22 protein-coding genes are annotated in these 25,458 nt (G+C 40.0%); 20 read left to right on the top strand and 2 right to left on the bottom strand.

All coding sequences use genetic code 11. The features are described from left to right. Positions 1–101: 101 nt before the first annotated feature. On the bottom strand, positions 102–317 hold the full coding sequence (gene rpsU, locus EV694_RS07205; RefSeq protein ID WP_132691019.1) for a 30S ribosomal protein S21: 216 nt from the start codon (positions 315–317) through the stop codon (positions 102–104). A gap of 459 nt (positions 318–776) precedes the next feature. Between rpsU and gap the strand changes: the two genes are divergently transcribed. The 3 genes from gap to arcA all read left to right on the top strand — a co-directional run bounded on the left by gap (position 777) and on the right by arcA (position 4,406). Continuing rightward, a complete protein-coding gene (gene gap, locus EV694_RS07200) occupies positions 777–1,778 on the top strand; it encodes a type I glyceraldehyde-3-phosphate dehydrogenase (RefSeq protein ID WP_132691017.1) in 1,002 nt (333 codons plus the stop codon). A 199-nt stretch (positions 1,779–1,977) separates the two neighbouring features. Then, on the top strand, positions 1,978–3,561 hold the full coding sequence (gene prfC / locus EV694_RS07195) for a peptide chain release factor 3 (protein WP_132691015.1): 1,584 nt from the start codon (positions 1,978–1,980) through the stop codon (positions 3,559–3,561). A 134-nt stretch (positions 3,562–3,695) separates the two neighbouring features. After that, positions 3,696–4,406 carry a two-component system response regulator ArcA gene (arcA, locus tag EV694_RS07190; RefSeq protein ID WP_132691013.1) on the top strand — a complete coding sequence of 237 codons (711 nt, stop codon included), beginning with the start codon at positions 3,696–3,698 and terminating at the stop codon, positions 4,404–4,406. 99 nt (positions 4,407–4,505) lie between these two features. Here the strand turns inward: arcA and EV694_RS07185 are convergent, their stop codons facing one another. Continuing rightward, on the bottom strand, positions 4,506–5,351 hold the full coding sequence (locus tag EV694_RS07185; protein ID WP_132691011.1) for a patatin-like phospholipase family protein: 846 nt from the start codon (positions 5,349–5,351) through the stop codon (positions 4,506–4,508). A gap of 285 nt (positions 5,352–5,636) precedes the next feature. Between EV694_RS07185 and mraZ the strand changes: the two genes are divergently transcribed. The 17 genes from mraZ to ubiD all read left to right on the top strand — a co-directional run bounded on the left by mraZ (position 5,637) and on the right by ubiD (position 25,437). Continuing rightward, positions 5,637–6,095 (top strand): division/cell wall cluster transcriptional repressor MraZ, encoded by a 459-nt coding sequence (gene mraZ / locus EV694_RS07180; RefSeq protein WP_132691009.1) that lies wholly within the window; start codon positions 5,637–5,639, stop codon positions 6,093–6,095. Between the two features lie 108 nt (positions 6,096–6,203). Continuing rightward, a complete protein-coding gene (gene rsmH, locus EV694_RS07175) occupies positions 6,204–7,175 on the top strand; it encodes a 16S rRNA (cytosine(1402)-N(4))-methyltransferase RsmH (RefSeq protein WP_132691007.1) in 972 nt (323 codons plus the stop codon). Further along, entirely contained in the window at positions 7,175–7,492 is a 318-nt protein-coding gene (gene ftsL, locus EV694_RS07170; protein WP_132691005.1) for a cell division protein FtsL, read from the top strand. The genes rsmH and ftsL overlap by 1 nt, the downstream gene beginning before the upstream one ends. Positions 7,493–7,499: 7 nt before the next feature. Then, on the top strand, positions 7,500–9,338 hold the full coding sequence (ftsI, locus tag EV694_RS07165) for a peptidoglycan glycosyltransferase FtsI (RefSeq protein WP_132691003.1): 1,839 nt from the start codon (positions 7,500–7,502) through the stop codon (positions 9,336–9,338). Positions 9,339–9,358: 20 nt separating this feature from the next. Then, a complete protein-coding gene (murE, locus tag EV694_RS07160; protein WP_132691001.1) occupies positions 9,359–10,831 on the top strand; it encodes a UDP-N-acetylmuramoyl-L-alanyl-D-glutamate--2,6-diaminopimelate ligase in 1,473 nt (490 codons plus the stop codon). Further along, complete coding sequence (gene murF, locus EV694_RS07155; protein WP_132690999.1) at positions 10,828–12,210, top strand: UDP-N-acetylmuramoyl-tripeptide--D-alanyl-D-alanine ligase; 1,383 nt, start codon at positions 10,828–10,830, stop codon at positions 12,208–12,210. Before murE ends, murF begins: the two co-directional genes overlap by 4 nt. Beyond that, positions 12,204–13,289 (top strand): phospho-N-acetylmuramoyl-pentapeptide-transferase, encoded by a 1,086-nt coding sequence (gene mraY, locus EV694_RS07150; protein ID WP_132690997.1) that lies wholly within the window; start codon positions 12,204–12,206, stop codon positions 13,287–13,289. Before murF ends, mraY begins: the two co-directional genes overlap by 7 nt. A gap of 51 nt (positions 13,290–13,340) precedes the next feature. Further along, a complete protein-coding gene (gene murD, locus EV694_RS07145) occupies positions 13,341–14,657 on the top strand; it encodes a UDP-N-acetylmuramoyl-L-alanine--D-glutamate ligase (RefSeq protein WP_132690995.1) in 1,317 nt (438 codons plus the stop codon). Positions 14,658–14,668: 11 nt separating this feature from the next. Next, entirely contained in the window at positions 14,669–15,859 is a 1,191-nt protein-coding gene (gene ftsW, locus EV694_RS07140) for a putative lipid II flippase FtsW (RefSeq protein ID WP_132690993.1), read from the top strand. Position 15,860: 1 nt separating this feature from the next. Next, positions 15,861–16,916 carry an undecaprenyldiphospho-muramoylpentapeptide beta-N-acetylglucosaminyltransferase gene (gene murG / locus EV694_RS07135; protein ID WP_132690991.1) on the top strand — a complete coding sequence of 352 codons (1,056 nt, stop codon included), beginning with the start codon at positions 15,861–15,863 and terminating at the stop codon, positions 16,914–16,916. An 18-nt stretch (positions 16,917–16,934) separates the two neighbouring features. Then, positions 16,935–18,371, top strand: a complete 1,437-nt coding sequence (murC, locus tag EV694_RS07130) for a UDP-N-acetylmuramate--L-alanine ligase (protein ID WP_132690989.1) — start codon at positions 16,935–16,937, stop codon at positions 18,369–18,371. A 98-nt stretch (positions 18,372–18,469) separates the two neighbouring features. Next, a complete protein-coding gene (locus tag EV694_RS07125; RefSeq protein ID WP_132690987.1) occupies positions 18,470–19,393 on the top strand; it encodes a D-alanine--D-alanine ligase in 924 nt (307 codons plus the stop codon). Beyond that, entirely contained in the window at positions 19,393–20,175 is a 783-nt protein-coding gene (locus tag EV694_RS07120) for a cell division protein FtsQ/DivIB (protein ID WP_132690985.1), read from the top strand. The genes EV694_RS07125 and EV694_RS07120 overlap by 1 nt, the downstream gene beginning before the upstream one ends. Before the next feature lie 39 nt (positions 20,176–20,214). Next, positions 20,215–21,486 carry a cell division protein FtsA gene (gene ftsA, locus EV694_RS07115; protein ID WP_132690983.1) on the top strand — a complete coding sequence of 424 codons (1,272 nt, stop codon included), beginning with the start codon at positions 20,215–20,217 and terminating at the stop codon, positions 21,484–21,486. A gap of 81 nt (positions 21,487–21,567) precedes the next feature. Further along, positions 21,568–22,863 carry a cell division protein FtsZ gene (gene ftsZ, locus EV694_RS07110; protein ID WP_132690981.1) on the top strand — a complete coding sequence of 432 codons (1,296 nt, stop codon included), beginning with the start codon at positions 21,568–21,570 and terminating at the stop codon, positions 22,861–22,863. A gap of 33 nt (positions 22,864–22,896) precedes the next feature. Beyond that, positions 22,897–23,814 carry a UDP-3-O-acyl-N-acetylglucosamine deacetylase gene (gene lpxC, locus EV694_RS07105; RefSeq protein ID WP_132690979.1) on the top strand — a complete coding sequence of 306 codons (918 nt, stop codon included), beginning with the start codon at positions 22,897–22,899 and terminating at the stop codon, positions 23,812–23,814. A 156-nt stretch (positions 23,815–23,970) separates the two neighbouring features. Continuing rightward, positions 23,971–25,437: a 4-hydroxy-3-polyprenylbenzoate decarboxylase gene (ubiD, locus tag EV694_RS07100; RefSeq protein WP_132691294.1), complete on the top strand. Its 1,467-nt coding sequence runs from the start codon at positions 23,971–23,973 to the stop codon at positions 25,435–25,437. Positions 25,438–25,458: the final 21 nt, after the last annotated feature.

The following is a 25,458-nucleotide window of genomic DNA, read 5'->3' as shown; positions in this document are numbered from 1 at the left end:
TTGTACCCTCGTAACAGCCAATAGATTTGTAGTGAGGACAACAAAACCGCGATCCCTACAAGGTCTCACGGTTTTTCTAAAGAATTAAGAAATGCGATGAATTAATATAGACGAGTATTGCGTGCGTTCTCACGAGCTACACGTTTAGCATGACGTTTCGCACGAGATGCTTTTTCACGTTTACGAATAGTCGTTGGTTTTTCATAAAACTCACGACTACGCACTTCAGCTAAGATACCTGCTTTTTCGCATGAGCGTTTAAAACGACGTAATGCAACGTCAAATGATTCGTTTTCACGTACTTTAATTACCGGCATGTGCCATTCACCTCAATTAATAGAAAATTACTATTCAATTTACATCAGTCACCTAATCTGGCAACCTTATTCAATAAAGGTCGCAATTTTAATCTATTTCGCTAGTAAAAGTAAAGTGGAAAGATCGGATTTATTCTCCGCTATTATGATAACTGAAAAAAATACTTACTTAAGCATTGATTAAAAATAAACCAATAACCTCATCAATAGAGTTTTTATTTTATCTGTGTATAAATAATCATCAATCAAACCAATAAAACAAGAACAAACCTTATCGCTTTTTGTCTTATATCAAAGTACAACCTAAATATAATCGCTATCTTTAGCAAAACAAAATAGATAAAAGATTATGCTATCAACAGTTAAAACAATAAAGCTGGATTAATTTTATTGAATAAATTAATATATAGGGCAGAAATTTCGTTTAACTTTAAAACTAACTAAAAAGGTGAAAATCTTATGGCAATTAAAATTGGTATTAACGGCTTCGGTCGTATCGGTCGTATCGTATTCCGTGCAGCTCAACAACGTGATGATATTGAAGTAGTCGGTATCAACGACTTAATCGATGTTGAATATATGGCGTATATGTTAAAATACGATTCAACTCACGGTCGTTTCGATGGTACTGTTGAAGTTAAAGACGGTAAATTAGTTGTAAACGGCAAAGAAATCCGTGTGACTTCTGAAAAAGATCCAGCTAACTTAAAATGGAACGAAATTGGTGTTGATGTCGCCGTTGAAGCAACTGGTATCTTCTTAACGGATGAAACTGCACGTAAACACATCACTGCGGGTGCGAAAAAAGTCGTATTAACTGGTCCATCTAAAGACAACACACCAATGTTCGTAAATGGAGTAAACTTCGATCAATACGCAGGACAAGATATCGTATCAAACGCTTCTTGTACAACTAACTGCTTAGCACCATTAGCGAAAGTTATCCACGAGAAATTTGGTATCAAAGATGGCTTAATGACTACTGTTCACGCAACCACAGCAACCCAAAAAACTGTTGATGGCCCATCAGCGAAAGACTGGCGTGGTGGTCGTGGTGCATCACAAAACATTATCCCATCTTCAACCGGTGCAGCTAAAGCAGTAGGTAAAGTATTACCTGCATTAAATGGTAAATTAACGGGTATGGCATTCCGTGTTCCTACCGCAAACGTTTCAGTTGTTGATTTAACTGTAAACTTAGAAAAACCAGCAAGCTATGAAGAAATCTGCGCAGAAATCAAACGTGCTTCTGAAAATGAAATGAAAGGTGTGTTAGGTTACACTGAAGATGCCGTTGTTTCTACAGACTTCAATGGCTGTGCATTAACTTCTGTCTTTGATGCGGCAGCAGGTATTGCATTAACTGATACTTTTGTAAAATTAGTTTCTTGGTACGATAACGAAACAGGTTACTCAAACAAAGTATTAGATTTAGTGGCTTTAGTGCATAACCATAAGTAATCAGCTCTAAATTATTATTAATATAATAACCCTATGATAATCATAGGGTTATTTCTTTTTACATAGAAAAAAACAATTTTAAAACTAACCGCACTTTTTATTTTTTCATACCAAATATCCCTCTCCCATTTCATCCCCCAGCGAATTTATGGCATAATTAGCCACTTATTTTTGTTTCATTTACATTGATTTTTATAATATGTCATATCCACAACAAGTTAATAAACGCCGAACTTTCGCAATAATCTCTCACCCCGATGCGGGGAAAACCACCATTACTGAAAAAGTCTTACTTTATGGTAATGCAATTCAAAAAGCAGGTTCTGTTAAGGGTAAAGGTTCTGCTCAACATGCCAAATCAGACTGGATGGAAATGGAAAAACAACGGGGTATTTCTATTACCACCTCTGTAATGCAGTTCCCCTATAATGATTGCTTAGTGAACTTATTGGATACCCCAGGACACGAAGACTTTTCAGAAGATACCTATCGAACACTGACTGCAATAGATAGTTGTTTAATGGTTATTGATAGTGCCAAAGGGGTTGAAGAGCGTACCATTAAATTGATGGAGGTAACGCGTTTACGAGATACGCCTATCCTTACTTTTATGAATAAACTTGATCGTGATATTCGTGATCCTATGGAATTACTCGATGAAGTTGAAAGCGTATTAAAAATTCATTGTGCACCTATTACTTGGCCGATTGGCTGTGGAAAACTTTTTAAGGGCGTTTATCATTTATATAAAGATGAAACCTATTTATATCAAACAGGACAAGGTCATACTATTCAAGATGTTAAGATAATCAAGGGATTAAATAATCCTGATTTAGATCTGGCTGTTGGTGAAGATCTTGCTCAACAATTACGTGATGAATTAGAACTGGTGCAAGGGGCTTCTAATCCTTTTGAACTAGAGGGATTTTTATCTGGTGAACTTACGCCCGTTTTCTTTGGTACGGCATTAGGTAATTTTGGCGTTGATCATATGTTAGATGGTTTAACTCAATGGGCACCTGCACCACAAGCTCGTCAAGCAACCAATAGACAAGTAGAAGCGACTGAGGAAAAATTTACTGGCTTTGTATTTAAAATTCAAGCAAATATGGATCCTAAACATCGAGATCGTGTCGCTTTTTTACGCATTGTTTCAGGTAAATATGAAAAAGGTATGAAATTACGCCATGTTAGAATCGGTAAAGATGTGGTTATTTCTGATGCTTTAACTTTTATGGCTGGAGATCGTAGCCATGCGGAAGAAGCCTATGCAGGCGATATTATTGGTTTACATAATCATGGTACGATACAAATTGGCGATACCTTCAGCCAAGGCGAAGAGTTGAAATTTACGGGCATTCCTAACTTTGCGCCTGAATTATTTAGACGTATTCGCCTGAAAGATCCTCTTAAGCAAAAACAATTACTTAAAGGATTAGTTCAATTATCAGAAGAAGGGGCAGTACAGGTTTTCCGTCCATTAACTAACAATGATCTTATTGTTGGGGCGGTTGGTGTGTTACAGTTTGATGTTGTGGTTTCTCGCTTAAAAAGTGAATATAACGTAGAAGCAATTTATGAAACGGTTAATGTGGCAACTGCACGCTGGGTAGAATGTTCAGATAACAAAAAATTTGAAGAATTTAAACGTAAAAATGAACAAAATCTTGCCCTTGATGGTGGCGATAATCTGACTTATATTGCCCCGACAATGGTTAATCTTAATTTAGCACAAGAACGCTATCCTGATGTAACTTTCTTTAAAACGAGAGAACATGGTTAATCTACTTTTTTATGATAAAGATCATGAAAATTAAGATTAACGTAACAAATTTAACATTTTTTGATTGTGATTGAGAAATGACAATAATACAATTTCACTAAGACTGGAAAATAAAATTTACAATAGGAAATCATATGACGACTCCGAAAATTCTCATTGTTGAGGACGAGGCGGTAACGCGTAATACCTTAAAAAGTATTTTTGAAGCTGAAGGCTATGAAGTTTATCAGGCTTCTGATGGCTCTCAAATGCATAAAATTCTCGCAAGTGAAATGATTAATCTTGTGATTATGGATATTAATCTACCAGGTAAAAATGGTCTAATGTTAGCAAGAGAACTTAGAGAAAATGCTGATATTGCCTTAATGTTTTTAACGGGTAGAGATAATGAGGTAGATAAAATTCTCGGTTTAGAAATTGGGGCTGATGATTATATTACAAAGCCGTTCAACCCTAGAGAATTAACAATTCGAGCCCGCAACCTATTACAGCGTACAATGAATGAAAAACAGAAAGAACATAAGGAATCGGTTAATCAATATCGTTTTAATGGTTGGACTTTAGATATTGATAGCCGTTCTCTTATCACGCCTGAAGGTGAACCACATAAACTCCCTCGTAGTGAATTCCGTGCTATGTTACATTTTTGTCAAAACCCGGGAAAAATCCAAACTCGAGAAGGATTATTGAAAAAAATGACTGGGAGAGAATTAAAACCTCATGATCGCACGGTTGATGTAACAATCCGCCGTATTCGTAAACATTTTGAAGATCATCCTGACACACCAGAAATTATTGCGACAATTCACGGTGAAGGCTATCGTTTTTGTGGGGAAATTGAGTAATTAATCTAATAAACAAACTGTTGCTAATAATTGTTTCTTAAATTGTTAGCAACTTTTTTATTTAAAAATCCTTTGCACTATAAAAGATCAGATAGTAGATCAACTCGTATAAATATATTCCCTCAACCCACTCAAACTCTGTTTCGCATCTTGTACACCTAATTCATACATCGCTTTGATTTTATTGTGATTGGTTTCGATACGTTTGATTGCCAAGTGTTGTGAGGGACGTATCACAAAGATATGTTTTTGTTGATGTAATTGGATAATTTTTTCTACGGTTTGATTGTAGGCTTGATGACGTTGGGCTAGTGCAGTAATCAAATTAGGATAATTTTTATAGACAAGTTTAAATGGCAAAGTGTTCATAGGGCTTTTACGATAATCTAAAGGGCGGGTTAGTACCACAATAATTTTGTCATAGCCGAGAGATTGACAATATTGTAAAGGAATACTGTCGCTGATACCGCCGTCTAAATATTTTTTGCCATTAAGTTCAACGATCTTAGAGACTAATGGCATAGCCGAAGTAGCACGAAAGACTTCCATTTGTTGAAACACATCCTGAATTTTTACATATTCCGCCTTGCCTGTTTCAATGTTGGTTAAGGTAACATAAAAATCAATACCAGATTGTGCAAAAGTTTGTTGATCAAAGGGATCAATATGATAAGGCACTTGATAGAATGCAAAATCTTTATTGACAATATTACCTGTGGTAAGCCAACTATATAAGCCCATATATTGCTTATTACCTAGGCATTTTAGGTTATAACGCAATACTCGCCCTTTTTGTTTAGATGGATAATTTACGCCGAATAATGCGCCAGCTGATACGCTAACAATACCATCAATATGAATATTTTGTTCAAGTAATACGTCTAGTACCCCTGCGGTAAACATTCCCCGCATCGCACCGCCCTCTAACACTAATGCTGTTTTCATTGATTATTTTGGTATAGATATTAGTTGATAAATACGGAATAGCTTAGCATAAAAAGTGCGGTCATTTTTGAGAAAATTTTTTGCTTAATAAAATTTATGATAGGGATCCTCTCTTTTTTCAATAAATTTATCGAGTGAAAACGGATAAATTGCTTGCAAGCGGGTTTAACTAATAATAAACTTAGTAACGGTGGTAAAAAGTGGTATTTTGTGGTGTTTTTTGGAGTTTTTGACCAAAAACAACGAAGAAAAAACAATAATTTCCGATATTAAGGTGATTAACTTATGTTCCGTGGTGCCTCGGCGATTAATTTAGATGGGAAAGGCCGCTTGGCTATTCCTACTCGTTATCGTGCCGAGATCTTGGAACAACATCAGGGGCAAATGATTTGTACGCTTGATATTCGTCAGCCTTGTTTATTGCTTTATCCTTTAAATGAGTGGCTTGATGTTGAAAAGAAATTATTGGCGTTATCCAATTTTAATCCGACAGAACGTAGCATACAACGTGTTATGCTAGGACATGCCACCGAATGTGAATTAGATAGTGCTGGACGAATCTTACTTAGTGCGCCATTGCGTCAGCGTGTAAAACTGGAAAAAAGTATTATGCTGGTTGGGCAATTAAATAAATTTGAGATTTGGAGCGAGTTAGAATGGCAAGCTCAAATTGAAAAAGATATGCAATTAGGTATGAGCGATCAGTTTGCATTATCCGAAGAATTAAAAACGTTGTCTTTATAATATCAAAGAGAAAAATCTACCAAAAGGCAACGCACTAGCAAAGATAAGCGGTGGTTACACCGCCTTATCTTATCCATTTAATAAAGAGTTATCAGTAGATTATCAGCTATGGCAAAGAATACCTTATCTTTCGTACAACCTGAACATATTACAGTTTTGTTAGAAGAGGCTGTGCAGGGGTTGGCGTTACAAGAAAAGGGGATTTATATTGACGGTACTTTTGGGCGAGGAGGGCATTCTCGTTTAATTTTATCCCGTTTATCTGAGGCGGGGCGTTTAATTGCCATCGATCGTGATCCTCGTGCCATAGAGGAAGCCAAGAAAATTCAAGATCCAAGATTTAGTATTGTACATAGTGGTTTTTCTGCTTTGCGAGAAGTGTGCGAACAACAAAATTTAGTAGGGAAAATCGACGGTATTTTGTTGGATCTTGGGGTATCTTCGCCACAATTAGATGAAGCGGAACGTGGTTTTAGCTTTATGAAAGATGGTCCATTGGATATGCGTATGGATACCAGTCAGGGCATATCGGCAATGGAATGGTTAAAGCAAGTAAGCGTGGAAGATTTAACTTGGGTTTTAAAAACTTTTGGCGAAGAACGTTTTGCCAGAAAAATCGCTCAGGGCATTGTGCATTATAATCAGCAAGCAAAACAAAATGGCGAACAGGGTTTAACAAGAACCTTGCAATTAGCGAATTTAATCGCTGATCTTGTTCCTTTTAAAGATAAGCATAAACATCCTGCGACTCGTAGTTTTCAAGCTATTCGGATCTTTATTAATGCGGAATTAGAGGAATTAGAAAAGGTGTTGGAAGCCGCTTTATCGGTATTGGCGCCACAAGGACGCTTGGCAATTATCAGTTTTCATTCTTTAGAAGATCGCATGGTAAAACATTTTATGCGGAAAAAAAGTAAAGGCGAGGCTTTGCCAAAGGGGTTACCTTTGCGTGAAGATCAAATTCAGCGTCATCAATCATTAAAATTAATTGGTAAAGCCATTATGCCGAGTGAACAAGAAATTGAATATAACCCTCGTTCACGCAGTGCGGTATTGAGAGTTGCGGAGAAACTTGCCTAATGTTTAATAGTGAAGAACGCTATCCGTTACGTCATTTAGTGGTAGAAGATTTATTTTCTTCTAATAAGTTGGCATTGTGCTTATTAATTTTATTAGTGGTAACGATGATTGCAACCATTTGGCTTACCCATAAAACTAGACAGCTTGTATCAGAAAAAGGGGAGTTAGTGGTTGCTCATCAAATGCTAGAAACCGATTATTTAAATTTAAAATTAGAGGAAACCACACAAGGAGATAGCACACGCATTGAAGCGATTGCTGCCAAATTAGGTATGAAACCTGTTGCACATAATCAAGAAGTTTTAATTGTTGAATAGGTAGAGAATGGTTAAGTTTAATGCATCAATAAAAAAACCTAAATTAAACCGCCCTGCTAAGAAGACTAATCATAGCGGTGCGAAACCCAATAAAGCGAAACCAAGTTATGATACAAGTTTTATGAAAGGTCGCTATCGTTGGGCATTGGCGTGTATTGTGGTTTGTTTGTTGTCTTTAATTACCCGAGCTGCTTATGTACAAGTGATTGATGCTGAACAATTAATGAGCGAAGCAGATAAGCGTTCTTTGCGTACGCAAAAAATTCCTGCCTTTCGAGGTTCAATTCTTGATCGTAATGGACATTTATTGTCAGTCAGTGTGCCGATGTATTCGGTTTATGTGGATCCTAAAGATGCTTTAGCCAAAAATTCATTAGAGGAAACAGAACGTTGGCAAGCCCTCGCTGAGGCGATTAATGTGCCTTATAAAACCTTGATCCAACGTGTAAAACGTAATCCAAATTCACGTTTTATTTATCTTACACGCCAGGTATCACCGACAGTGGCACAATATGTTAGAGAATTAAAAATTAAGGGAATTCAAATTGAAACAGAACCTCGCCGTTTTTATCCAAGGGTTGAGGAAGTAGCCCATTTAATTGGTTATACCAATATTGATGGCGAGGGAATTGAGGGGATCGAAAAGAGTTTCAATTCGTTGTTAATAGGGCAAGAGGGATCTCGTACATACCGTAAAGATCGTTACGGTAACATTGTTGAAAATATTGAGAATGTAAAAAAATTTGATGCCAATGATGTGGTGTTGAGCATTGATGAAAAATTGCAGTCAATGGTTTATCGAGAAATCAAAAAAGCGGTGGCAGAAAACAAAGCGGAATCTGGTACAGCGGTGTTAGTGGATATTCGCACAGGCGAGATTTTGGCAATGGCAAACGCCCCTTCTTATAATCCGAATAATCGTGAGGGATCAAAGGCTGAGTTTCGCCGTAATCGAGCCATTACCGATACCTTTGAACCAGGATCAACAGTAAAACCTTTTGTGGTTTTGACCGCACTTCAACGTGGTGTTGCCAATAAAAATACGATTATTGATACCACGCCATTTAAAGTGGACGGCAAGACCATTACTGACGTAGCCAAGCGTAATAGCCAAGATTTAGAAAGTATTTTGAAAAACTCCAGTAATATTGGGGTAAGTAAACTGGCGTTAAAAATGCCGCCTACGGCTCTAGTTGAAACTTATAATAATGCGGGCTTTGGCGAACGGACGAATTTAGGCTTAGAGGGCGAAAGTAGTGGCGTTTTTCCAAAAAATCGTAAGCGTTGGTCAAATATTGATCGTGCCTCTTTTTCTTATGGCTATGGCTTAACCGTTACGCCATTACAATTAGCGAGAGCTTATGCCACCTTAGGCAGTTTTGGTATTGCTCGTCCTTTATCTATTACCAAAGTGGATCCGCCAATTATTGGTAACCGTGTGTTTTCGGAAAAAATTACTCGAGATGTAGTAAAAATGATGGAATCTGTTGCCGCCCCTGATGGTGGTGGACGAGCGGCGGCGGTAGAGGGTTATCGTGTTGCCATTAAAACAGGAACAGCGAAAAAAACCGAAAATGGGCGTTATGTAGATAAATATTTGGCTTATACCGCAGGCGTTGCCCCAGCCAGTGATCCTCGTTATGCCTTAGTGGTAATGATTGATGATCCTAAAGCGGGTAAATATTATGGTGGTGCCATCTCTGCCCCTTTGTTCTCAAGAATTATGGGCTATACCTTGCGGGCTAATAATATTGCGCCAGATAATCTTTCTTCGGAACAGGTAGCGAAACGTACGGTACGCTTAAATCAAACAAGTAAAAGTGATAACGAAAGCAAAAATAACTAAGCTGATTAAAGGCAGAAGAAATGCAAAGACTTATGGCAATGCTAGCTGATATTGCAGATCAGCTTAAAAGCATTGAAATTACGGATATGGTATTAGACAGTCGGGCGGTAAAGCCGGGCTGTCTTTTTGTGGCATTAAAAGGGCATCAAACAGACGGACGGCAATTTATTGCACAAAGCATTGCTCAAGGGGCAGTTTGTGTTTTAGCCGAGGCAGATTGTGCGGAACAGCATTTACAACTTACTTGGCGAGATAATGTGCCAGTGGTGGCGTTTTATCAATTATCTTCTCAACTTTCCGCTTTGGCAGGTTTATTTTATGCCGAACCCTCTAAACAGCTATGCTTAGTGGGAGTAACTGGCACCAATGGCAAAACTACTGTCAGTCAATTACTCGCTCAATGGGTGGCTTTATTAGGGCAATCTAGTGCGGTAATGGGAACGATTGGTAATGGATTATTAGGACAGGTAACACCAGCCCTTAATACCACAGGATCAGCCCTTGAAATCCAGCGTAATTTGGCACAATTTGTCCAGCAAGGGGCAGATTTTGCCGCCATTGAAGTGTCATCTCATGGTTTAGTACAACATCGGGTGGAAGCCTTACATTTTGCCGCAGCGGTATTTACCAATTTAAGCCGAGATCATTTGGATTATCATCAAACCATGCAGCATTATGCCGCCGCAAAATATCGCTTATTTGAACAGTTATCGGTTTCACACCTAATTATTAATGCCGATGATCCTGTGGGGCAACAATGGCTGACCGCATTGCCACAAGCGGTGGCAGTGAGCCTTAATTCTGATTATGTGATAGAACAAAAAAAATTTGTAAAAGCCACCGCACTTGAGTTTAACGCACAAGGGCTTGCCATTGAATTTGAGAGTACTTGGGGCAAAGGAAAATTACAGGCGAATTTAGTGGCGGAATTTAATGCCAGTAATTTGCTATTAGCTTTGGCAACCTTACTGGCGTTGGGTTATCCGCTGGAGAAATTATTGGCGACCGCACCGCAATTAAAGCCAGTTTGTGGGCGAATGGAAATATTGACCGTATCCCATAAACCTATGGTTATAGTGGATTATGCCCATACCCCTGATGCCTTGCAAAAAGCCTTACAAGCGGCACGCCGACATTGCCAAGGGCAGCTTTGGTGCCTATTTGGTTGCGGCGGCGATCGTGATACAGGTAAACGTCCCTTAATGGGGAATATTGCCGAACGCTATGCGGATCAAGTGGTAATTACTGATGACAATCCTCGTACCGAACAACCTGAACGTATTATTCGAGATATTTTACAGGGATTAGCTGATCCGCTTCACGCCACCGTGATACATGGGCGAGAACTCGCTTTGCAATATGCCATAAGCCACGCTAAAGCCGATGATGTGATTTTAGTGGCAGGCAAAGGACACGAAGATTATCAGATTATTGGACAGACTAAGTTCCATTTTTCTGATCAAGCAATAATTAACGATTTATTACAACAATGATTTCATTAAACAGCCAACAACTGGCAGAGATTTTAACCGCTCAGCATTATGGCGAGCTTGTCAGTTTTCATCAAGTTAGCACCGATAGCCGTAAGCCTTGTCATAATGCAGTATTTTTTGCTTTAAAGGGCGAGAATTTTGACGCTCATCAGTATTTACCCCAAGCCTTGCAACAAGGAGCAGTGGCGTTGGTGGTGGAGCAATATCAACCTGCACTCACTGCCACGCAAATTGTGGTGGCAGATACACGGCTAGCATTGGGAAAATTGGCGAAATGGTTAAAGCAAAAAATTAAGCCTAAAACTGTCGCCATCACAGGATCTTCTGGCAAAACAACAGTGAAAGAGATGACCGCCAGTATTTTAAGCCAAACGGCGAAAAATGCAGAGGCAGTGTTATTTACTCAAGGGAATTTTAATAATGATATTGGCGTGCCTTTGACTTTATTGCGTTTAACTGAGCAACATCAATTTGCTGTCGTTGAATTAGGGGCGAACCATTTGGGCGAAATTGCTTATACGGTGGATTTGGTACGTCCAGATGTGGCGTTGGTCAATAATGTTGCCGCCGCTCATTTAGAGGGCTTCGGCAGTCTTGCAGGCGTTGCCACAGCCAAAGGGGAAATCTATGGAGGACTATCCGCTGAAGGCGTTGCGATTGTTAACCTTGATTGCCATTATTTCCCTCAATGGCAAAGTGAAATACAAAACCGCCAAGTGCGGTCGTTTTCACAAAAAAATTCGGCGGCGGATTATTTTTGCCAAGATATAAAGTTACAAGCCAATGGTTCACAATTTACCCTTTGTACCCCACAGGGTAATATTGCTGTTAATTTGCCTTACCTCGGCGAGCATAATATCAGCAATGCCCTTGCGGCAACGGCGTTGGCGATGAATGTGGGGGCGAGTTTAGATGATGTTAAACAAGGATTAGAGCAAGTCAAAGGGGTAAAAGGACGGTTATATCCGCTCCAGCCTTGTGCCAATTTATTGTTACTTGATGATAGTTATAATGCCAATGTGGATTCATTGCAATCCGCTATTAAGGTGTTGCAAGCCTACCCTGCTTATCGCATTTTATTGGTGGGCGATATGGCAGAACTGGGCGAAAGCAGTTTAGCTTGTCATCAACAGGTGGCCGATTTTGCCGCTCAAGCCAAACTTGATGTGGTCTTTTCCTTTGGCGAACAAAGTGCTGTAATTAGCCAAGCCTGTGCGGGGCAACATTTTGAGCAGAAAACAGCGTTAATCGCCCAACTTATCCCAATAATCAAACAAAAATTAAACGAAAATCAACCCGTAGTAGTATTAGCGAAAGGCGCTCGCCGTATGAAAATGGAAGAGCTGATCCAACAATTAGAAGGTGAATTTGTATGTTAGTGTGGCTTGCGGACTATTTAGTTCAATATCATAGCTTTTTTAATGTGATTTCATATATTACAGTGCGAGCAATCCTTGCCTTATTAACTGCCTTATTAATTTGTTTATGGATTGGACCTAAAACCATTCGCCGTTTACAGTTATTAAAATTTGGGCAAGTAATCCGAGCGGAAGGCCCAGAAAGCCATTTAAGCAAAAAAGGCACACCTACAATGGGCGGTATTATGATTTTAATCGCCATTGGTATTAGTGTGTTATTGTGGGCAAATTTAACCAATCCTTATATTTGGTTAAGTTTATTTATTTTATTTGGTTATGGCATCGTGGGCTTTGTGGACGATTATTACAAAGTAGTACGCAAAAATACCGATGGCTTAATTGCCCGTTGGAAATATTTTTGGTTATCAGCCATTGCCTTGGTGGCGGTGTTTATTATGTATGCCCTTGGCAAAGATAGCGATGCCACAAGGTTGGTTGTTCCCTTTTTCAAAGAAATAATGCCACAGCTAGGCTTGTTCTATATTGTTCTGTCCTATTTTGTGATTGTGGGAACGAGTAATGCAGTCAATTTAACCGATGGCTTGGACGGACTTGCCATTATGCCAACGGTATTGGTGGCAGGTGCCTTTGCCCTGATTGCTTGGGCGACAGGTAACGTGAATTTTGCTGAATATTTGCATATTCCTTATATTAAATTTAGCTCAGAATTGGCGGTATTTTGTACTGCGATTGTGGGTGCAGGACTGGGCTTTTTATGGTTTAACACCTACCCTGCTCAAGTGTTTATGGGCGATGTAGGTTCGCTTTCTTTAGGTGGTGCATTGGGCGTGGTGGCGGTGCTAGTACGCCAAGAATTGTTATTAGTGATTATGGGCGGGGTATTTGTTATGGAAGCCCTATCAGTGATTTTACAAGTAGGTTCTTATAAACTCCGTAACAAGCAACGCATTTTCCTGATGGCACCGATTCATCATCATTATGAAAAGAAAGGTTGGCCTGAACCTCGTGTGATCGTGCGCTTTTGGATTATTTCCTTAATGTTAGTGCTAATTGGCTTGGTTACCTTAAAAATTCGTTAATCAAATATTGAGCGAGCCAAAAACAAATAATCAATAGAGAACATAGAAATAATGAATTATCAAAATAAAAATATCGCCATTATCGGCTTAGGCAAAACAGGCTTATCCGTTGTGGATTTTTTGTTGGCAAAACAAGCTAATCTAAGGGTGATGGATACAAGGACTAACCCAGCAGGGGCGGAACAACTTGATCCCCAGATTCCATTACACACAGGTGGCTTAAATCAGCAATGGTTATTGCAAGCGGATTTGATTGTGATTAGCCCAGGATTATCGCTAAAAACAGCGGAAATTCAGACCGCACTTCAAGCTGGCGTGGAAGTGGTGGGCGATATTGAATTATTTTGCCGAGAGGCACAAAAGCCGATCATTGCCATTACAGGCTCCAATGGCAAAAGTACGGTAACCACTTTAGTGGCAGAAATGGCAAAATCAGCTGGCTTAAAGGTGGGAATGGGCGGTAATATCGGTATTCCAGCCTTATCCTTGCTCAAACAAGATTGCGATATTTATGTGTTAGAACTCTCTAGTTTTCAGTTAGAAACTACCTCAAGTTTACAAGCGGTCAGTGCTACGGTATTAAATGTCAGTGAAGATCATATGGATCGTTACGACAATATGACAGATTATGCTCAAGCCAAGTTACGCATTTATCAACATTGCCAAAGGGCGGTATTTAATCAACAAGATCCCCTAACCTATCCGCCAGCGGACAGTGCAAAAAGTGCGGTCAGTTTTGGCATAGAAAATGCGGATTATCATTTAACCCCTCATCAGCCTGTGCAATTTATGCAAGGGGATAAGGTTTGGTTATCGGCGGAACAAGTAAAACTCACAGGGCAACATAATTACCTCAATATCCTTGCCGCCATTGCTTTGGCACAGGGGGCGGGAATCAATTCTCAAGCAATTTTAACCGCACTTCAACAATTTACTGGCTTACCTCATCGTTTTCAATTAGCACATTATGCCAATGGCGTAGGCTGGATCAACGATTCAAAAGCCACCAATGTGGGTAGCACAGTGGCGGCATTAAATGGGCTTCAAGTAGCTGGCAACCTTTATCTATTGCTCGGCGGCGATGGCAAAGGGGCAGATTTTTCTGAGCTAAAACCCTTATTAAATCAACCACATATCCATTGTTATTGCTTTGGGCGTGATGGCAAACAGCTGGCGAGCCTGTCGCCACAAAGTGCTTTATTTGACAATATGCCACAAGCCATTGCCGCCTTGGCGGACAAATTAGTGGCAGGGGATATGGTCTTATTATCGCCAGCTTGTGCCAGTTTGGATCAATTTACCAATTTTGAGCAACGTGGCGAAGTATTTACTCAACTTGCGAAAGATTACGGTAATAACCAGAAATAATGGGATTTAGTATGCAATTTTGGCACAACTTGAAACAGGATTATTTGCGTTGGACACAAATAACGCCAACAGGAGCATTATATGATCGCACCTTGTTATGGTTATTTATGATCCTGTTATTAATTGGTTTTGTGATGGTAACTTCCGCCTCAATTCCCGTAGGCACACGCTTGTTTGATGATCCCTTTTATTTTGCTAAACGTGATGCCTTGTATATTGTGCTAGCGGGTTTTATCAGCTATTTCTTTTTGCAAATTCCTATGAAACGTTGGGAACAAAGCCATGTTATTCTCTTTTTTATGGCATTCATTTTATTAGTGTTAGTGATGATCCCGGGCATAGGGCGAGAAGTGAATGGGGCAAGACGTTGGATTCCCTTAGTGGTGTTTAACTTTCAGCCAGCAGAATTTGCGAAATTAGCCCTAACTTGTTACTTATCCAGTTACTTTGTGCGTAAATATGATGAAGTACGCAGCAAACAATTAAGTGCCTTTAAGCCCTTTTTAGTGGTGGCATTATTGGGGGCTTTATTATTGCAACAGCCTGATTTAGGTAGTGCGGTGGTTTTGGTGGTCATTACCTTTGGCTTACTCTTTATTGTTGGGGCAAAAATTTGGCAGTTTATTGCTTTATTTGGCGTGGCTGTTTTCTTATTTATTGTCTTGGTTTTATCTTCAGCTTACCGTTTAAAACGGGTAACGGCGTTTATGGAGCCTTTTAAAGATCCCTATGGCTCAGGTTTCCAATTATCCAATTCCTTAATGGCATTTGGACGTGGCGAATTTTGGGGAGAAGGCTTGGGCAATTCAATCCAAAAGTTAGAATATTTACCTGAAGCCCATACGGACTTCGTTATGGCAGTAATGGGCGAAGAATTTGGCTTATTAGGCATTGTGATTATGGTGTTGTTGCTCGGGGCGTTAGTGTTTCGTGCTATGAAAATTGGGCGAGAATCCTTACAGCTAGAACAACGCTTTAATGGTTTTTTTGCTTTTGGCATTAGCTTTTGGATTTTCTTTCAAGGCTTTGTGAATTTAGGTATGGCATTAGGATTGTTACCGACCAAAGGATTAACTTTCCCTTTAGTGAGCTATGGGGGATCCAGTTTAATTATTATGGCGATAGCGGTAACCATTTTATTACGCATTGACCACGAAAATCGCTTATTGCGTGGTGGACATGCTTATTTAAGAGATGATTAGAATGAAAGAACAAAAAAGATTATTAGTGATGGCAGGGGGAACAGGTGGACACGTCTTCCCTGCCATTGCCGTTGCTCAACAGTTACAACAACAGGGCTGGGATATTTGTTGGTTAGGTACGCCTGATCGTATGGAGGCGAATTTGGTGCCTAAATATGGTATTCCTATTCGTTTTATTCAAGTGGAAGGCTTACGAGATCGTGGGCTTAAACCTTTATTCGCTGCCCCTTTTATGTTATTGCGAGCCATTTGGCAAGCGGTAAAGATTATCAAGGATTATCGCCCTAATGCGGTATTAGGTATGGGCGGTTATGTTTCAGGCCCAGGTGGCGTGGCAGCAAAATTATGTGGCGTTCCCATTATCCTACATGAGCAAAATGCCGTAGCAGGCATTACCAATAAATTATTAGCCAGAATTGCTCGCAAGGTTTTGCAAGCCTTTCCTAGCGCATTTCCACAAGGGGAAGTGGTAGGCAATCCTGTGCGTCAAGCCTTGTTTGAGATTGCTAGCCCCGAACAGCGTTTTGCTGAACGAAGTGGTGCCTTGCGAGTGTTTGTAGTGGGAGGCAGTCAAGGGGCGAGAGTATTGAACTTGACCTTGCCAGAGGTTGCGAAACAGCTTGGCGATAAGTTAGATATTCGTCATCAAGTAGGCAAGGGCAATGTGGAGCAGGTGCGTGCCTTATATCCTGCTGACGCTCAAGTTACCTTAACGGAGTTTATTGATGATATTGGCGAAGCCTATGCGTGGGCGGATATTGTGATTTGTCGTGCAGGGGCATTAACAGTAAGCGAAATTGCGGCGGTGGGCGTGCCTGCCATTTTTGTGCCTTTTCAGCATAAGGATCGGCAACAATATTATAATGCCACCTATTTAGCTGATGTGGGAGCCGCAAAGATTATAGAACAACAGGATTTAACCCCTGAGTGTTTAATTCAATTATTGCAACAGTTTGATCGACAACAATTATTAAGCATGGCAATGCTAGCGAAACAGCAAGCAAAACCACAAGCAGCCTATGATGTGGCAGAAGCAATTAAACAAAATTGCAAATAAAAGGAATAGAGAGATAAGATGACAACAAAACAAGAATTACAACAACGTATTCGTTGTATGATCCCTGAAATGCGCCGAGTAAAACAAATCCATTTTGTCGGCATTGGTGGTGCAGGTATGGGCGGTATTGCCGAAGTATTATTGAATGAGGGATATCAGGTAACAGGCTCAGATATTGCGGAAAGTGCGGTTACTCAACGTCTTATGGCGTTGGGGGCAAAAATTTTCTTTGGGCATCAAGGACAAAATGTGGATAACGCCAGCGTGGTGGTGGTATCCAGTGCCATTAAAGCGGACAATATTGAAGTCATTACTGCAAAGGAAAAGCGTATCCCTGTGATTCAACGTGCCCAAATGTTAGCAGAGATTATGCGTTTTCGCCATGGTATTGCCATTGCAGGTACCCATGGTAAAACCACCACCACTGCAATGGTGGCAATGATTTATGCTCAAGCAGGTTTAGATCCCACCTTTGTGAATGGTGGGCTGGTTAAATCTGCTGGCACTAACGCACATTTAGGCGCAAGCCGTTATTTAATTGCCGAAGCGGACGAAAGCGATGCCTCGTTTTTACATTTGCAACCTATGGTGTCGGTGGTAACCAATATTGAGCCTGATCATATGGATACTTACCACGGCGATTTTGAAGAGATGAAACGCACCTATGTGAATTTTTTGCATAATTTGCCCTTTTATGGCTTAGCGGTGCTATGTGCTGATGATCCTGTGCTAGTGGAGCTAGAGCAGCAAGTGGGCAGACAGGTCATTACCTATGGTTTTAGTGCCGAGGCGGATTATCGTATTGAGGATTATCAACAAACGGGCTTTCAAGGGCATTATACGGTGGTTACCCCACAGCAAGAACATATCCCTGTTTTATTAAATGTGCCGGGTAAGCATAATGCCTTAAATGCCACTGCTGCATTAGCGGTTGCCAAAGAGGAGGGCATTGAAACCTCGGCAATTTTGACCGCCCTTGCGGATTTCCAAGGGGCTGGCAGACGCTTTGATCAGCTTGGGCAGTTTATTCGCCCTAATGGCAAAGTGATGTTAGTGGACGACTATGGACATCACCCAACGGAAGTGAATGTGACTATTCAAGCAGCACGCCAAGGTTGGCAAAATAAACGTATTGTGATGATTTTTCAACCTCATCGTTATTCACGCACGAGGGATTTATTTGATGATTTTGTGCAAGTGTTATCACAAGTGGATGTGCTACTTATGCTGGATGTTTATGCGGCAGGCGAAAGCCCTATTGCGGGTGCTGATAGCCGATCTTTATGCCGTTCTATTCGTAATTTGGGTAAGGTCGATCCTATTTTAGTCACAGATCATCAGCAATTAGCGGACGTGATCGATCAAGTGATACAAGATGGCGATTTAATTTTGGCACAGGGTGCAGGCAATGTAAGTGTGTTGTCACGCAATTTAGTCAAATTATGGACGCAATAAGTCCTTATCATCGTTCCATTTTAAATAGAAACAACGATAAAAAGTGCGGTCAAAAATCAAAAAATTTTTTTATTATTTGTGGTTATTAAGAGAAAAGCATGAAAGCATTAAAACAACAAAAAATCGCGGTGTTATACGGTGGAAATTCAGCAGAACGTGATGTTTCCTTAGCCTCAGGACAAGCGGTATTAGCAGCGTTACGCCAGCAGGGCTATGATGTGCAAGGCATTGATACCAAAGATTTTCCGTTGGAAAAACTAAAAGAACAAGGCATTGAACGGGTCTTTAATATTTTGCACGGACGAGGTGGCGAAGACGGTTCATTACAAGGCTTGCTTGAGCAATTAGCTATTCCTTACACAGGTTGTGGGGTAATGACCTCGGCATTAACGATGGACAAAATGCGAACCAAAATGTTATGGAAAGCCTTTGGTTTACCTATTGCGGATATGGTGATTGTGCATAAATCACAGTTTGCTGAACTTGATTGTGAAGCGGTGGTCAAAAAATTGGGCTTGCCTTTAATGGTAAAACCCTCACAAGAGGGGTCAAGCGTGGGCTTAACCAAAGTAAAAACTGTCGATGAATTACAAGGTGCAGTGGCATACGCATTACAATTTGATGAAACGGTTTTAATTGAAGAATGGTTAGCTGGCGATGAGTTTTCTGTGCCAGTGCTTGACGGTGAAGTTTTACCAGCGGTTAAAATTGTGCCAGAGGGCGAGTTTTATGATTATGAGGCAAAATATGTGTCGGATAATACCCAATATTTTTGCCCAGCAGGTTTAAGTGAGGAACGTGAGCAAGAGATCCGAACCTTGGTAAAACGGGCTTATGATATTGTGGGCTGCCGAGGTTGGAGTCGCATTGATGTAATGAGTGATGCACAGGGCAATTTTCGTTTGGTGGAAGTGAATACCACACCGGGAATGACCAGTCATAGCTTGTTTCCAAAGTCGGCAAAAACTGTAGGATATAGCTTTGAACAGCTAGTGGAAAAAATTTTGGAGCTCAGTGTTTAATGAATATGCTAAAACGCAAAACCCCACAAAATGTAAGATATGGCGAACAATCGCACCGATTTTTTGTGCTAATTAAGCCCTTATTTGTGCTATTATGCGTTGTTATTGGCTATATTATTTATGCTAATTGGCATAATTGGTTAGAGAAATTAGATAAAGAGCCTATTAGTCAGTTTGCTTTGTTAGGTAATCCACAATTTACCAATTATACCGATGTGCGTGATAGCCTTTTGCAACTGGGCGAATTAAAAGGCTTTTTTGGGCAAGATGTGGAAACCTTACGCCAACAAATTGAATCCTTGCCTTGGGTCAAAGGGGCGATTGTGAGGAAAATTTGGCCAAATCGTTTGAGTATTTGGGTATTGGAATATCAACCTGTGGCAATTTGGAATGATACGCAGCTTGTTTCACCACAGGGAGAAGTTTTTAGTTTACCCTTTGATAAGTTGAAAAACCCGAATCTACCTCAGCTATCTGGGGCGGATTTTCAAACGGAAATGGTACTTGAGGCTTGGCAAAAAATTTATCGTCATTTAACTGCACGAAATTTAAAATTAAAAGCGGTAGGGGTAGATGAACGAGGTTCGTGGCAAATTACTTTAGATAATGATGTGGTATTAAAATTAGGGCGTGGTGATTGGAATGATAAAATTGAACGATTTGTTACCATTTATCCGCAAATTGAAGTACCAGAACATAAAAAATTAGCCTATGTGGATTTGCGTTATAAAGTAGGTGCCGCAGTGGGGTTTGTTGATCAATCAAGTGATGCGGTGGAATAATTTAACAATATTAAGATAAGCAAGATAAGAAGTATAAATATGGCAAAAATCGTGGAATCGAAAATTGTGGTTGGCTTAGAAGTGGGTACTTCTAAGGTGGTTGCTGTGGTTGGCGAAGTACTCCCTGACGGCGTGGTAAATGTATTGGGGGTAGGAAGTTGTCCTGCTCGTGGTATTGATAAAGGCGGGATTACGGATTTAGAAGCGGTGGTGAATTCTATTCAACGCGCCATTGAATCTGCGGAATCTGTCGCCGATTGCCAAATTATGAGTGTAACCTTAGCCATTACAGGGGAGCATATTCAAAGTATTAATGAAAGCGGTCTGGCTCCCATTGTTGATGGCGAGGTCACTCAAGATGATATTGAAAATGCGATGTACACAGCAAGTTCAGTAAAAATGGACGAGGGGTTAGCAGTATTGCACGTTATTCCGCAAGAATATGCCGTAGATCGCCAGTTCAATGTAAAAAGCCCGTTAGGCTTACAAGGCGTACGCTTAACCGCACAGGCTCATCTTATTGCTTGTCATCAAGATTGGTTAAAAAACCTAAAGAAAGCGGTAGAGCGTTGTAAATTAAAAGTTGATGAAGTGGTGTTTTCTGGACTTGCCTCAAGCTATTCAGTGCTAACCGAAGATGAAAAAGAATTAGGGGTATGTTTGATTGATATGGGCGGAGGCACTATGGATATTATGGTTTATACCAATGGTGCGTTACGTTTTAGCAAGGTTATTCCCTATGCAGGAAATCGGGTTACTGATGATGTGGCTTATATGGTGGCAACCTCAAGAGCCAAAGCGGAAGAAATTAAAGTGAATTATGGTAGTGCCATTACACCACCAACCTTACAGCCAGAAAAGAAAATTGAAGTGGCAGGCGTGGGGGGAAGGCCGCCTCGTATTTTAACCAAAGAAAGTTTATCTGAAATTACTTCTGCCCGTTATATGGAATTGTTTTCTATGGTAAAAGCGGAGCTGAGTAAGTTACGTTATGAATTAGATGAACGCAAAATGCCGTCAGAGTTAATCGCAGGTATCGTACTGACAGGAGGCGGTGCCCAAATAGAAGATGCCGCCCAATGTGCTGCCGATATTTTTGGCTCGCAAGTGCGAATTGGTAGCCCATTAAATTTAGCTGGCTTGACGGATTATGTGGATAAACCACAATATGCAACAGTATTGGGGCTATTGCATTATAGCCACAATAATAATGAACAACCAAGAAAGCCAAATGCCGATGAAGAGAGTTTTGGGCGTAAAACCTTTGATATTTTGAAAAAAATTATTAATAAAGTGAAGTCTGAGTTTTGAAAATTCTTATTTTTCATCTACAATAGTAACAATTTGAGTTTTATAGAGTGTTAGCCTATCTAACAGCAGGGAGAGTAGAAAATGTTTGAGCCAGTAGAGTACGAATCGTTCCAAGAAGGTGCCGTCATTAAAGTGGTCGGTGTTGGTGGTGGGGGCGGTAATGCCTTGAATCATATGGTGGAAAGTATGAAAGGTCATGCTGAAATGAGCCAAATGGTTAATGGTATTCAGTCCTTAGGTGGATTAGATCCCGATCAACATGCGAGCATAGGCTTTTTTGTGGTAAATACTGATGCTCAAGCCTTACGCAAAAGTAAGGTTACCCAAACCGTTCAAATTGGTGAAACCACCACAAAAGGATTGGGAGCAGGTGCTAACCCGAATGTAGGACGTAAAGCCGCGGAAGACGATCAAGATGCTATTCGTTCTATGTTAGAAGGGGCTGATATGGTGTTTATTGCCGCTGGTATGGGCGGTGGTACAGGGACAGGTGCAGCCCCTGTTGTGGCACAAATTGCCAAAGAATTAGGTATTTTAACAGTAGCGGTAGTTACAAAACCTTTTTCTTTTGAAGGCAAAAAACGTATGCACTTTGCTGAATTAGGTATTCAAGAACTCTCTAAACATGTTGACTCATTAATTGTTATCCCAAATGAAAAATTATTAAAAGTACTTGGTAAAAACATTTCTTTAATTGATGCTTTCTCGGCAGCAAATGATATTTTAAATAATTCTGTGCGCGGTATTTCTGATATGATTACCTCTCCAGGCTTAATTAACGTGGACTTTGCTGATGTAAGAACGGTAATGTCTGAAATGGGACACGCTATGATGGGAACAGGAATTGGCACAGGTGAAGTCGGTGACGGACGTGCTGAAAAAGCGGCTCAAGAGGCAGTAGCTAGCCCATTATTAGAAGATATTGATTTATCAGGTGCTAAAGGCGTTCTTGTTAATATTTCAGCAGGGTTGAACTTAACTTTAGATGAATTTCGTGCAGTGGGTGATACTGTACGTGCTTTTGCATCAGAAGATGCTACAGTGATTGTTGGTACTAGCTTAATGCCAGAGTTAGAAGATGAAATTCGAGTAACCATTGTTGCCACAGGCATTGGTTCGCCTGCTCCAACGGAACTTTCTATGGTACAAAAACCAAAAGTATCGGGTGCAGCAACGCCAACGCAACCTGCGATTTCTCATGGTTTTGAGAATAATCAGCAACAAGCGAATACAGCACCAACTAACAATCCACAATATGGCTATCGTAATCCTGAGCCAAAAAATGAATTTGATATTCCGCCAGCAATGCGTAAATTAAAAGCGGAAGATGATAGATTGTTAAATGTTGCCGCGTTCTTACGCAAAAATGGCGATTAATACCTTATGCACTTGGCATAATAAGGATAGAAAATGATTAAACAAAGAACCTTAAAACAAAGTGTAAAAGTAACGGGTGTAGGCTTACATAGTGGTAATAAAGTTACCTTGACTTTACGCCCTGCTATGGCAAATACAGGGGTTATTTATCGCCGTACAGATTTAAATCCACCTGTTTCTTTCCAAGCTGATGCGAAATCAATTCGTGATACGATGCTTTGTACTTGTTTAGTGAATGATGATGGCGTACGAATTTCTACGGTTGAGCATTTAAATGCCGCTTTAGCTGGCTTAGGCATTGATAATATTATTATTGAAGTTGATGCCCCTGAAATTCCAATTATGGACGGTAGTGCAAGCCCATTTATTTATTTATTACTTGATGCGGGCATTGAAGAACAAAATGCGGCGAAAAAATTTATCCGCGTAAAACAAAAAGTTAGAGTAGAAGATGGCGATAAATGGGCGGAGTTCACGCCTTACAATGGTTTTCATTTAGATTTCACTATTGATTTTAATCATCCAGCTATCAGTGAAAAAGTACGCCATTACGCTATGGATTTTTCGGTACAAGCCTTTGTTCATCAAATCAGTCGTGCGAGAACCTTTGGCTTTATGAAAGATATTGAATATTTACAATCACAAGGATTAGCCTTAGGCGGTAGCTTAGACAATGCCATTGTATTAGATGACTACCGTATTTTAAATGAAGAAGGTTTACGCTTCCAAGATGAATTAGTCCGCCACAAAATGCTTGATGCTATTGGCGATTTATTTATGTGTGGGCATAATATCATTGGTTCTTTCAAGGCTTATAAATCAGGGCATGGTTTAAATAACAAATTATTGCGTGCTTTATTAGATAATCAACAGGCTTGGGAATATGTTACCTTTGAAGATAAAGCTACTGTACCAAATGGTTATATGGTCGCTAATCAAGTCTTTATCTAACTGATTATATTAAGAATAAAAGCTATATTTCAGCAGAAATATAGCTTTTTTTGTATAGCCCACAGCGTTGGTAACGCAACACTTTAATGTGTGATTTGCCAACTTACCTTATTTCACATTAACAGGACGATATTTAAATCATCTAATATGACAAACATAAAATATAAAAATCTACGGGATTTTATTGCCTTATTAGAACAGCAAGGCGAATTAAAACGTATCACACAAGAAATTGATCCCTATTTAGAAATGACCGAAATTTCGGACCGCACTTTACGAGCAGGAGGCCCCGCTTTATTGTTTGAAAACCCAAAAGGCTTTGATATCCCAGTATTATGCAATTTATTTGGCACAGCAAAACGTGTTGCCCTAGGTATGGGACAACAGGATACACAAGCCTTGCGAGAACTGGGTAAATTACTGGCTTTTCTAAAAGAACCAGAACCGCCAAAGGGGTTTAAACAGTTTATGGGGCAATTACCCCAGTGGAAACAAGTCTTAAATATGCCAACCAAAGTATTAAGCAAAGCAGATTGCCAACAAATTATTTGGCAAGATGAACAAGTGGATCTTTATCGATTACCCATAATGCAATGTTGGAAAGATGATATTGCCCCCTTAATTACTTGGGGATTAACCATTACAAAAGGCCCCTATAAATCTCGGCAAAATTTAGGGATCTATCGCCAACAGCTTATTGGTAAAAATAAATTAATTATGCGTTGGCTTTCTCATCGTGGTGGTGCATTAGATTTTCAAGAATGGCAACAAGCCAACCCTAACCAGCCATTTCCTGTTTCTGTGGCATTAGGGGCAGATCCAGCCACAATCTTAAGTGCCGTTACCCCCATTCCTGATAGCCTATCAGAATATGCCTTTGCGGGCTTATTACGAGGCAATAAAACGGAAGTGGTAAAATCAATAAGTAACGATCTACAAGTGCCAGCCAGTGCGGAAATTGTGCTTGAAGGCTATATTGATCCCCATGAACAAGCCTTAGAAGGTCCTTATGGCGATCATACGGGTTATTATAATGAACAAGAATATTTTCCGGTTTTTACGGTAACCCATATAACCATGCGGCAAAATCCCATTTATCATTCCACTTACACAGGACGTCCACCAGATGAGCCAGCGGTATTAGGGGAAGCATTAAACGAAGTTTTTATCCCTATTTTACAAAAGCAATTCCCAGAAATTGTTGATTTCTATTTACCACCAGAAGGTTGTTCTTATCGATTGGCGGTAGTAACGATGAAAAAACAATATGCAGGTCATGCTAAACGTGTGATGATGGGTGTTTGGTCATTCTTACGTCAGTTTATGTACACCAAATTTGTGATTGTTTGTGATGATGATATTAATGCAAGGGATTGGAAAGATGTTATTTGGGCAATTACAACACGTTGCGATCCCGCTCGAGATCTCACGCTTGTAGAAAACACCCCCATAGACTATCTCGACTTCGCCTCGCCTATCGCTGGATTAGGCTCCAAAATGGGTATAGACGCTACTAATAAATGGCAAGGCGAAACCCAAAGAGAATGGGGAACCCCCATTAAAAAAGATCCAGAGGTGGTAAAGCATATAGATCAGATATGGGATGAGTTGGGGATTTTGTAGTAAGAAAAATAGAGTATCTTA

The sequence above is a fragment of the Volucribacter psittacicida genome, from assembly GCF_004339025.1.
GTDB lineage: Bacteria > Pseudomonadota > Gammaproteobacteria > Enterobacterales > Pasteurellaceae > Volucribacter > Volucribacter psittacicida.
Note: the sequence above shows the minus strand (reverse complement) of the source record. Positions and strands in the feature narration are given on the sequence as shown.